Origin of the sequence: Flavobacterium frigoris (genome assembly GCF_900111075.1) — a bacterium.
Classification (GTDB): Bacteria; Bacteroidota; Bacteroidia; order Flavobacteriales; family Flavobacteriaceae; genus Flavobacterium; species Flavobacterium frigoris.
In genome coordinates, this window is sequence record NZ_FOFZ01000016.1 from 15,671 (window position 1) to 27,447 (window position 11,777).

Annotated in this window: 8 protein-coding genes; 4 read left to right on the forward strand and 4 right to left on the reverse strand. The window is 33.5% G+C overall.

Going from position 1 to position 11,777, the window contains the following annotated elements; translation table 11 throughout:
* Window positions 1–210: 210 nt before the first annotated feature.
* Window positions 211–804 carry a hypothetical protein gene (locus tag BMW63_RS15555; protein ID WP_074724380.1) on the reverse strand — a complete coding sequence of 198 codons (594 nt, stop codon included), beginning with the start codon at window positions 802–804 and terminating at the stop codon, window positions 211–213.
* A 369-nt stretch (window positions 805–1,173) separates the two neighbouring features.
* Entirely contained in the window at window positions 1,174–3,078 is a 1,905-nt protein-coding gene (gene htpG / locus BMW63_RS15560; protein ID WP_074724381.1) for a molecular chaperone HtpG, read from the reverse strand.
* A 181-nt stretch (window positions 3,079–3,259) separates the two neighbouring features.
* Between htpG and BMW63_RS15565 the strand changes: the two genes are divergently transcribed.
* The 3 genes from BMW63_RS15565 to BMW63_RS15575 all read left to right on the forward strand — a co-directional run bounded on the left by BMW63_RS15565 (window position 3,260) and on the right by BMW63_RS15575 (window position 5,544).
* On the forward strand, window positions 3,260–3,736 hold the full coding sequence (locus tag BMW63_RS15565; protein ID WP_074724382.1) for a lipocalin family protein: 477 nt from the start codon (window positions 3,260–3,262) through the stop codon (window positions 3,734–3,736).
* Window positions 3,737–3,760: 24 nt separating this feature from the next.
* Window positions 3,761–4,456 carry a YiaD family glycine zipper/OmpA-like lipoprotein gene (locus BMW63_RS15570; protein WP_074724383.1) on the forward strand — a complete coding sequence of 232 codons (696 nt, stop codon included), beginning with the start codon at window positions 3,761–3,763 and terminating at the stop codon, window positions 4,454–4,456.
* A 143-nt stretch (window positions 4,457–4,599) separates the two neighbouring features.
* Window positions 4,600–5,544 carry an ABC transporter ATP-binding protein gene (locus BMW63_RS15575; protein ID WP_074724384.1) on the forward strand — a complete coding sequence of 315 codons (945 nt, stop codon included), beginning with the start codon at window positions 4,600–4,602 and terminating at the stop codon, window positions 5,542–5,544.
* A 43-nt stretch (window positions 5,545–5,587) separates the two neighbouring features.
* Here the strand turns inward: BMW63_RS15575 and BMW63_RS15580 are convergent, their stop codons facing one another.
* The gene (locus BMW63_RS15580; protein ID WP_074724385.1) at window positions 5,588–7,999 is read right to left on the reverse strand and encodes an alpha/beta hydrolase family protein; all 2,412 of its coding nucleotides are present in this window, start codon (window positions 7,997–7,999) and stop codon (window positions 5,588–5,590) included.
* 244 nt (window positions 8,000–8,243) lie between these two features.
* Between BMW63_RS15580 and BMW63_RS15585 the strand changes: the two genes are divergently transcribed.
* Window positions 8,244–9,251 carry a 3-oxoacyl-ACP synthase III family protein gene (locus tag BMW63_RS15585; protein ID WP_074724386.1) on the forward strand — a complete coding sequence of 336 codons (1,008 nt, stop codon included), beginning with the start codon at window positions 8,244–8,246 and terminating at the stop codon, window positions 9,249–9,251.
* Window positions 9,252–9,350: 99 nt separating this feature from the next.
* Here the strand turns inward: BMW63_RS15585 and BMW63_RS15590 are convergent, their stop codons facing one another.
* Window positions 9,351–11,765, reverse strand: coding sequence for a TonB-dependent receptor (locus tag BMW63_RS15590; RefSeq protein WP_074724387.1), 2,415 nt, complete (start codon window positions 11,763–11,765; stop codon window positions 9,351–9,353).
* Window positions 11,766–11,777 lie beyond the last annotated feature (12 nt).

Sequence of the window (11,777 nt, forward strand, 5' to 3'; positions counted from 1 at the left end):
ATTTTTTAGCACACCCGATATAAAATTAAAAATTTTATAGATATTTTTTTACTAGCGCGAGCGTCCCGCTCGTGCCCAAAATATAGATTATGCCATCTTTTTGTTTATTACTTTATCAAAATTTAAATTTTATTTCATCAAAATATTTCATTAAATCTCTTTGCATATCTTGGTTGGTACGAGCGGGACGCTCGCGTTAGCATGGGCATTTTAAGGCTTTGTTCTATTGTTTACTTGGTTTTGTAATTCTTCGTATTTAATTGAGCTTGTAAGTTTTTTTAGAGCATTTAATGATAGTGTTTTTTGATCTTTTACATAATTATTTAATTCTTCAGTAGAGCAAACATAGAATTCCCATTGATTTAAGTTTAACGGATTTACTGTAGATTTATCAAGATGATTTAAAAGACAAAATATATATATGTCTGCACTTCGAATCGCAATTTCTACCCGTTTTCCAATTTCGGTACCATAAGGTTTTGCTTGCCTTACTCCAAAAGAAATTTTTGAATGTTCAGTTTGATCCCAAGTTTGAAGGTATGCAGAAGATTTTACTTCAACTTTTACACCTTCAGGAGTTGTTAAGTCATAAGGATCCCATTCTGTTCTTATTTGATTAATATCTGCATTTAAGGCTTTTGATACAATAAATTCTGCTAAAATTCCGCGTGTAGCATTACTTAAAATATCAGAAGAACTCCATCGCCAAAAATCTAATAAGTTAAATGATAAATGATTTTCATTTGAGATGAAATGTTCGTTTCCTGTTTTACAAGTTAAATGTAATTTTTCTTTAAGGTTCATTTAAGTTTTTTTTGCATTGCTTACTACTAGTATATATACGAATAAAACTTTCGTCAGTACACCTATTTGTTGATAGATTCACGAAAGTTCATTTGCATTTATTAATCCCAAATATATTAAAATTTTCTTATAAACATTTAATTCTTTCATGAGAACTTATAAAAACAAGTTGCTCTAACTTAGCCCCGATAGCAGCAAAAATCCTTTACTTTGGCGATAGCCAAAAGCAAAGATTGAAGTGTATAGCGGGACAAAACTTCTTGTTAAAAACCATTCATTTTGCTCCAAAAAAAAATACCCGCAAATTTTCACTTGCGGGTCTTAACATTACTTTCTTTCTCCCCTCTTTCGGAGGGGCCGGGGGAGGAATTACTTGATCATTTCGAAACTTCTTTTCACAAAAGCAGTTAATGCTTCTCCTTTTAATAAGTTTTGAGATAGTTTAGCTAAGTCAAGCGCTTGTTTTACTAAGTGTTCTTGGCCAGCTTTGTCTGTATTGTTTAGAATTGTAGTTGCTAATGGCGAATTTGTGTTTACTACTAGGTTGTACATCTCCGGCATGTTTCCCATCCCGAACATTCCGCCACCACCGCCAGACTGACTCATTTCTTTCATTCTACGCATGAATTCTGGTTGCGTGATGATGAAAGGAGCTGCTTGACTGTCCATTGCTTCAAGTTGAACTTGGTAGTTTTGTTTTGGTACAATTGCTTCTAGAACTGTTTTTAAATTGGTTTGCTCTTCTTCAGATAATTTAGAAATAGTATTTTCCTCTTTCTTGACTAAATTATCGATATGATCTGAATCGACACGTACAAAAGTGATGTCTTTATTATCTCCTTCAATTTTTTGAATCAAGTGTGAGATAATTGGAGAATCTAGTAATAAAACTTCGTATCCTTTTTCTTGTGCAATTTCGATATAAGAGTGTTGTGCTTCTTTATTTCCAGCATAAAGCACGACCAATTTTCCGTCTTTATCTGTTTGCTTGTCTTTTAGGTTTTCTTTTAATTCCTCAAGCGTGTAATATTTATTAGCAACGGTTGGGTATAAAACGAAAGCTCCTGCTTTTTCGTAGAATTTATCTTCAGATAACATTCCGTACTCTAGAACGATTTTAATATCATTCCATTTTGATTCAAAATCTTCACGGTTTTCTGTGAATAATGATTTCAATTTATCAGCTACTTTACGAGTAATGTAGTTCGAAATTTTCTTCACCGCACCATCAGCTTGTAATCCGGAACGAGAAACGTTTAACGGAATGTCTGGCGAATCAACTACTCCGCGAAGCATCATTAAGAATTCAGGTACAATTCCTTCTACGTTATCTGTAACGTAAACTTGGTTTTGGTACAACTGAATCTTATCTTTTTGGATTTGTAAATCACCACTTAATTTTGGGAAATACAAAATACCAGTTAGGTTAAAAGGATAATCTACATTTAAGTGAATGTGGAATAAAGGCTCTTCAAATTGAGATGGATACAACTCATGATAGAAGCTTTTATAATCTTCATCCGTTAAGTCAGTTGGTTGTTTTGTCCAAGCTGGATTTGGGTTGTTGATAATATTGTCTACTTCAACCGATTTGTATGTTTCTTCTTTATCTTCTGCGTCAACAGATTCGCCCTTTTTTTGTTCAATTTTCTCCGTTTTTGTTCCAAATTTAATTGGAATAGGCATGAATTTATTGTACTTATTTAAAAGTTGCGTGATTTTAGACTCTTCCAGGAATTCTAAAGAATCTTCGGCGATATGCAGAATAATTTCTGTTCCACGAGTCGTTTTGTCAGCAGGCTCTAAGGTAAACTCAGGACTTCCGTCGCAAGTCCAATGTGCCGCTGGCTCGTCTTTGTATGATTTAGTGATGATCTCCACTTTTGAAGCGACCATAAAAGCCGAGTAGAAACCAAGACCAAAATGGCCAATAATTCCTGAATCCTTCGCTGTGTCTTTGTATTTTTCTAAAAATTCTTCGGCACCAGAAAAAGCCAATTGGTTGATGTATTTTTCAACCTCTTCCGATGTCATACCAATTCCCTGGTCGATGAAGTGAAGTTTTTTTCCTTCTTTGTCAACTTTTACTTCTATAATTGGATTGCCGTATTCTACTTTGGCTTCGCCAATATTGGTTAGGTGTTTTAATTTTAACGTTGCATCTGTTCCATTCGAAATCAATTCACGTAAAAAAATCTCGTGATCACTATATAGGAACTTCTTTATTAAAGGGAAGATGTTTTCTACCGAAACATTAATTTTTCCTGTTGTCATATTTATATTTTATTAAAGAGTTTTACAATCTCCTGCAGTTCTTTCAAATAGAATACCAATTAACAGTAAAGTGACAAATTGGCGTAACTGTTAATTTTGAAACAAATTATTTAAATCTTGAAACTAAAACTCTTAAAATGCTTTGTATCTTTGTATAAGTTTAATAGTAAAACCAAATAAAATGAAAAAAATATTATTTTTAACAGCAATAGCCTTAGTGTTATTTTCTTGTAAATCGACTTCTGCTACTGATACTAAATTAGATAAGGGAGCGCAAGTAGCAATGAAAGGAAACTGGGTGATCACTTCTGTTACTTATCCGGGATCTGAATACATTAAAGTAAACGCGTTTCAAATTGCAGATTCACAATGTTTTGTGGGAAGTACATGGAAATTCGTTTCTAATAACAACAAAGGAAATATGGCTTTGACAAAGTCTGGTTGTGCACCATTTAGTTCACCAATTACTTGGTTTGTTAATAAGAATGCAGAATTTGTTTTGAAAGTGTTAGATGCTGATATCAAAGCAAAAAAAGTAAGAGAAGGATATGTATTGCATGTTGCTAATCAAACTGAAGCATCATTTCAATTGATTGATAAAATTACTGTTGGAGGAAAATTGACTGATGTAGTTTACCAGTTTCAAAGAGCAAACTAAATTAAATATAAAAAAAGAATAATTATGAAAAAGATTTCTATAGTAACATTGGCTTTATTAATGTCAATCGGAACGTTTTTTACAAGTTGTGAATCGTTAAAGAATACAAATAAAACGCAGAGAGGTGCGGGAATTGGAGCAGTAAGTGGTGCAATAATTGGCGGTATCTTAGGAAACAACTTAGGAAAAGGCGGCAAGGGAGCAATGGGAGCTGTTCTTGGAGGTGTTGTTGGTGGAGTGGCCGGTGGAGTTATCGGTAATAAAATGGACAAACAAGCCAGACAAATTGATGAGGCTATTCCTGGAGCTGAAGTGAAAAGAGTAGGTGAGGGTATTCAATTAGTACTAAATGAAAATGCGGTACGTTTTGATACTAATAAATCGACACTTACTGTAGCTGCAAAAGCGAATTTAGATAAGTTGGTTCCTGTTTTTACGGAATATCCTGATACTGATATTACTATTTTTGGATATACAGATAGTACAGGACCTGCTGATTATAACTTAAAACTTTCGAAAGAGAGAGCAACTTCAGTTAGAAATTATTTGGTTAGTAGAGGTGTATCTTCTGTAAGATTTAATGTTACCGGTTTAGGTATTGCTGATCCGATTGCAACGAATGATACTGCAGAAGGAAGAACTCAAAACCGTCGTGTTGAGTTTGCTATTACAGCAAATGATAAAATGCGTGAAGATGCGAAAATCGAAGCAGGAAACTAAGAACTTCCTATTTTTAAATATTGTGAAAGCCTTTTCGTTTTTAAAATGAAAGGGCTTTCTTTTTTTTCATAAATTTCACTTTCAGTAAATTCTTTTAGTTAAAGAAATCTATCTTTGCAATCTCAAAATTTCATATTATAAAAATGCTTCAAGTTCAAAACATCACTTTTGGTTATAACGAAAAACCAGTTTTAAGAAACATCAATTTCACTATTGAAAAGGGACAGAATATTGCTATTATTGGAGAAAGCGGTTGCGGAAAAAGTACACTACTAAAACTAATTTATGGTTTGTATGATTTAGACGAAGGAGCGATTGTTTGGGGTGATAAAAAAGTTTTAGGGCCTAAATATAATTTGGTTCCAGGAATGCCTTTTGTAAAATATCTTGCTCAAGATTTTGACTTGATGCCTTATATTACCGTGGCTGAAAATGTGGGTAAGTTTTTATCTAACGGATTTAACTGCATGAAAAAATTGCGTGTTGAGCAATTGCTAGAAATGGTCGAAATGACTGAATTTGCTAATGTTCAAGCTAAGTATTTAAGTGGAGGACAGCAGCAACGTGTGGCACTAGCTAGAGTTTTGGCGCTAGAACCTGAAATACTGTTATTAGACGAGCCATTTAGTCATATTGATAATTTTAGAAAAAATGCTCTTAGACGTAATTTATTTGCATATTTAAAAACTAAGGAAATCACTTGTATTATAGCTACTCATGATAGTACAGATGCATTGTCTTATGCAGATGAAACTATTGTTTTACAAAGCGGAATGATGATCGATAAAGCAAATTCATTCAGCTTGTACAACAATCCTATAAATAAATATGTAGCATCTCTTTTTGGAGAAGTAAATGAACTTAAATTGTCGCAATTAGTTCCTGTAGACGGGGAAGATGAAATGGTATTGCTCTATCCACATCAATTAAAAGTGGTCGACAATGGAATGTTAACAGCAATAGTGAAACAATCCTTTTTTAAAGGAAGCCATTATTTAATTAAGGCAGTTTTTGACAGAAAGGTAATTTTCTTTGAGCATGAAACTCCACTAGAGATCAATCAGGAAGTCAGTTTAATGATTTCATAAAAACAAAGCCCCGAAATTTTAAATTTCGGGGCTTTGTTTTTAATTAGTTTTTTAAATATTTATCTAAGAATTGCTCTTGTTCCCAAAGTAGGTGTAAAATATTCTCTTTAGCGGCATAACCATGAGCTTCTTTAGGTAAGATTACCATTCTTACAGGTGCTCCTAAACCTTTTAATGCCTGGAAGTAACGTTCCGTTTGTAAAGTGAATGTTCCTGGATTATTATCAGCTTCTCCATGTATAAGTAATATCGGAGTCTTCATTTTATCTGCGTTCATAAATGGAGACATGGTATTGTAAATTTCAGGTACTTCCCAGTAATTGCGTTGCTCTGATTGGAACCCAAAAGGAGTTAACGTTCTGTTATAAGCACCACTTCGTGCAATACCGCAAGCAAATAAATTAGAGTGCGTCAATAGATTCGCAGTCATAAAAGCGCCATATGAATGACCGCCAACAGCCACTTTCTTTCTATTGATATAACCTAAAGCATCAACCGCGTTTATCGCAGCCTCAGCATTATCTACTAATTGTGAAATGAAATTATCGTTTGGTTCCGTAGTCCCTTCACCAATAATAGGAAAAGAAGCGTCGTCTAATACTACATATCCTTTGGTTACCCAATATACAAATGATCCGTAATAAGGAAAGGTAAATTCATTTGGGTTTTGGTTGTTTTGTCCTGCAGAGTTTTTGTCTTTAAATTCTGTTGGGTAAGCCCAAATTAATAAAGGCAACTTCTCTTTTTTTACTTTATCGTATCCTGCTGGTAAGTATAACGTTCCTGAAAGCGCTACACCATCTTTTCTTTTATATTGAATCACCTCTTTACTTACATTTTTAATGCTTTCAAAAGGATTTTTGAAACTTGTAATTTGAGTAAGCTGGTCTTTTTTCTTGATGTTTCTAAAGTAATAATTAGGATATTCATTCTTAGATTGAATTTGTACCAAAACCTCTCCTTTTTTAAAATCTTCTATAGACAGTAATTCTTCTTTTTTGTCTTTATATGTTGAGGTATACAGTCTGTTTGTGTTTAGACTTTTTAGGTTAAATTCAGCTATGAAAGGGAACTGCCCGTCTTTAGTAAAACCATCTCCTAACAAATAAAGATTGTTGTTTTCAATCGCAAGAACTTTTTTAGCATATGCGTTTTTAATAGTTTCAAAATTCCCTGGATCAGAGTAGATGTCTTGCGAGTTTCTATCTGTAATTATTTTTGGCTCTTGAGTAGCATCTGATGGATCGAATAAATACGTTTTAGTATTTCGAGTATCGTACCATTGATCAAAAGCAATTGCTGTAGTTTCATTACCCCAAATAATTCCTCCAAAACGTTGTTTGGTTTTAAGTATTTGCGAAGGGTTTTTGTCGAAAGGGGCTTTCCATTGGAATACTTCATCTCTAAAGTCGACTTTGTTTTCTGGATTTCCTTCATCGAGCGCTTCCACATAATATAAGGTCGCCGCTTCGTCATTTCTCCAATTCATATTTCTTTTACCGGTACGAGTTGCCATAAAACCTTTTGGCATAATTTCATTTAAGGCCACTTCGTTAACCATCTTAACTTCTTTTCCCTCTTTATCATAAACCACAGTTTTAGAAGGGAAACGGTTAAGCGGAACGATGTACGAAAAAGGTTTATGAATTGTGCTTATCATCAGGTAGTTTCCATCTGGAGAAAAGTTTTCGCCGGCATACATATCAGCCGATTTAAATAAAATTTTGCTTCCGTTAAGATTTACTTTGTACAACTCAGCAGTTATTATATTTTCAAAATTTGCTTCGTCAGTTTTATTTTTCAATAAATCTTGATACGTTCTATTTTGAGAAATTGTTCCACTTGCATTTGAAACAATTGGACCTGTTGGTAGGTTTTTCTTTTCATCTAATAAAACGGGTCTATTTTGGGGTAATATTTTTACCAAAATATTTTCGTTGTCGCTATACCAGCTAAAAGGATTTCCAAGGTTAGCATTTACATTGTTATCAGTAAGTTGAGTCGCTTTCGCGGAAGCAACATCAACAACCCATAGGGCTACCCCTAAATTTGTAGTATGTGAAAAAGCGATTTTCTTTTCATTAGGCGACCAAGAGATGTTAGTGATGCGAGGATTTTCGGGTAATCCGCTCACTTGAATTTCATTTTTATCTTTAATCTTGCGAAGCTTGATATTGTTGATATAGGTAACCGTACTGGAAATGTTTGTGGTAGGGTTTATTCGTAGACCGCCCAAACGCATTTCATCTTGATTTAAATCGTCTAACGTTTTATAGGTATTTCTATATGTTAGGAGCATGTATTCCTTTTTGGTATCCATGCTTACTGATGGTGCGCGCTCGTAGTCTGCTAAATCAAGAATTGACTTAGATGGTTTTTGATACGTAAGATTTTCTTGTGCAAAAGTAGGTAAGCTTAATGCAAGAAATAAAATCAGGCTAAATTTTAATTTCATAAATAAGGTTCGTTTTTTGATTAATTAGAAGTATAAGTGTAGTTTCTTTTTCACTTGTTACATTTATTGCCAGTTTATTGTAAAAATACTTTATTTTTTATTCTTTTAATATCTTTTTTAAAACGTATGTAACGTTCTACTTAAATTTATAAATTGTTAATTGCTAAAAAAAAGAGTAATTTGGTCGCTAATATTTTACAGTACAATAAAATTTACATTCTTATTATAATAAAACAACAATTATATGTATCATTCAAAAATTGCAGGATTAGGATTTTATGTTCCTTCCAATGTGGTCACTAATGACGATTTGTCAAAAATTATTGATACCAATGACGAGTGGATTCAAGAAAGAACAGGTATTCAAGAAAGAAGACACATTATAAGAGGAGAAGATACAACGACTTCAATGGGAGTAAAAGCTGCCGAAATTGCTATAGAACGTTCTGGCGTTGCCAAAGAAGATATTGATTTTATTGTTTTTGCTACCTTAAGTCCTGATTATTATTTTCCTGGGCCAGGAGTTTTAGTACAACGTGATTTAGGTTTGAGAACCGTAGGGGCATTAGATGTTAGAAATCAATGTTCGGGATTTATCTATGCTTTGTCTGTTGCGGATCAATATATTAAAACCGGAATGTATAAGAACGTTTTAGTTATTGGATCAGAAGTACATTCGACTGGATTAGATATGACATCACGTGGTCGTGGAGTTTCTGTAATTTTTGGAGATGGAGCAGGAGCAGCCGTTTTGAGTAGAGAAGAAGATTTAACGAAAGGAATTCTTTCTACGCATTTGCATTCTGAAGGTCAACATGCGGAGGAATTAGTCCTTACAGCACCGGGAATGGGAGCGAGATGGGTGACTGATATTCTTGCTGATAATGATCCTGATGATGAAAGTTATTTTCCGCATATGAATGGACAATTTGTATTTAAAAATGCAGTGGTTCGTTTTGCTGAGGTAATTAATGAAGGGCTTGAAGCGAATAATCTATCGGTTTCTAATATTGATATGTTGATACCACATCAAGCAAATTTGAGAATTTCTCAATTTATACAAAAGAAATTTGGTCTGAATGATGATCAAGTTTATAATAATATTCAACAATATGGAAATACAACAGCCGCTTCTATTCCAATTGCTTTGACTGAAGCTTGGGAAAAAGGAAAAATTAAATCTGGAGATACAGTAGTTTTGGCTGCTTTTGGAAGTGGATTTACTTGGGGAAGTGCAATTATTAGATGGTAATTTCTTACTTAAAAAAAACATCCTTATCATATACAATAAAACCCGAAGTCATAACGACTTCGGGTTTTTATTTGGGTAACCTAGTTTTTAAATTTTATACTATAAAAGTCCGCCTCCTTGGCTTTCATTTTTGTCTCTTTGCTTTCTTTCAGCAGCTTTGTTTTTGCCACTCCCAAAACGATAATTGAATCCTAGATATACGGTTTGACTTTCCCAATTGAACTGTCCTTTTGACTTGTAGGGTCTGTCATTATCAAATGCAAAACGCATGGTGTTAAAAATATCACTTAAGCGCGCACTAATCGTTCCGTTACCTTTTAAGATATTATAACTGGTTCCAACGTCCATTTTCCACATGTTAGCAACGTCAAACTGAAGACTACGATCTCTACCTTTGTACATAGCAAATAATTGAATACGTAAATCTTTTGTCGCTTTAAAAGTATTATTTATTCGAGCATTAAATGTTGTAGCATTAATTTCTTCAAATTCGTAGTTTCCAGGAGTTGTTTCAATTGTTCCTTTTATTTTTTTCTGATAAGCGTCTAAGCTAATATTGGCACTCCACCATTTTTTAAAATCTAAATTACCTGACACTTCTAATCCGTACGCATTATTATTGTCAAAATTAGCATACGATAGTACTTGCTTGTTAGGGTTCACTAAATTTGTAAATAGAACTCTCGTTATTTCGTCTTCAATTTTTCTATAAAAAATACCCGAAGTAATAGAACCAATTTTTGTCTTTCTAGTATAGTTCAGTTCATAAGAATTTGTGAATTGCGGAATAAGGTTTGGATTTCCTTCTGAATCTATCGTAGCGGTGCTCCATTCTCTAATAGGGTTTACTTGATCAATACTCGGTCTGTCTACTCTTCTTGAAAAACTTAGATTGAAAGAGTTGTTGTCACTTGGATTATAACTCAAAAAAGTAGAAGGATAAATACTTAAAATGTCATCTTTAAATTGTCCATCAGCTAAAGTGACTTGTTTAAAGATGGCTTCAACATTGTATTTCTCCAAGCGGGCTCCAGCTTGAAAACTCCATTTTTTCCATTGTTTGCCAAGAGTAGCGTATCCTGAATAGATATTTCGATCATATGTAAAATTAGAACTATACGCATTATCTCGAAACAAATTGTTATCAGTAGTTTCATTTCTTAGTTCTAATCCAAGTTCTAATTTTATGGTTTCAGTCAATGGATTTACATAATCAAGATTGATAATTGTACTTTTGCTAAGTACACGCACATCGTTAGTGAAAGAGTTGATAACGGTATTATTGTCTCTATTTAAGTTGGTATAGATTGCGTTTTCACGACTGTCATCTTCACCATAATTGGCCTCTAGTTCTAGATTGTGTCCTTCTTTTTTGAATTTTATTTTATAGTCAAAATTGTAAGTTTGACCTTGATTGTCTTGTTTGTTTTCATAAGGTTGTAATAGATCTATAGTAGTGGAGTTTGAAGTATAATCTACATCATTTCCGCCATAGCCTTTCGCTTTATAAAAAATTTGATTGGTGTAAAAAGAAACAGTATTGTTGTCGTTGATGTAGTAATCAAGACCAACTTTAGCTAGATGTGAGGTGGTAAGATTATTGAATTGAAAAAGCTGTGTATTTTCTTTGTTTTTTTCTTCACTTTTAATGATACCATGATTGTTGTTTTTACCGTGATTTAAACCGTAATTTCCGTAGAAATTAAATTTTCCATTTCTGTAATTTAAGTCGAAAGCTGAATTTACTTTTGGTGTTTTTCCAAAAGTGACCCCGTTATTGATACTTCCATTAAGACCGATTTTACTGTTTTTGTTCAAGACAATATTGATAATACCGCTCATTCCTTCTGGATTGTACTTTGCAGAAGGGTTTGTAATTAATTCAATTTGTTTGATTGAAGCCGAAGGGATTTGTTGTAATAATTGGGACGCATCAATATTAGATGGTTTTCCGTCAATTAGAACACGGACGTTGGAATTTCCTCTTAAACTGATCGCATTTGTTTGTGGATCAACACTTACTGAGGGAATATTATTCATTATTTCAGCGGCAGTAGCTCCAACTGAAATTAAATCCTTCCCAACGTTTATTATTTTTCTATCGATTTTTTGTTCGATCGTCGATTTCTCACTGACGATATCGACACCTTTAAGCTCTATGGCGTCTTCTTTGAGTGCAAATGTACCTAGATCAGCATTCTTTTTGTCTGTAGATAGTGTCACTGCAGTTGAAATGGTCTTGTATCCCATAAATTGTATTTCGACAGTATAGTTTTTTAAATCTAGGTTTTTGATATAAAAAATTCCTTTGTCAGAGGTGATTCCGCCGGTAATAAATTTGTCGCCTTCTTTTACAATGATATTTACATAGGGAAGGGTTTCGTTACTGTTTTTGTCAATAACTTTCCCCGAAATACTTCCGGGATTTTCGAGAAGTGATGTTTTGACTGAAGTTTGAGCTTGCATCGAAACTAGGGTTCCGAATAGGCATGCTAAGATTAATTTGATTTTCATGATTGATGATTT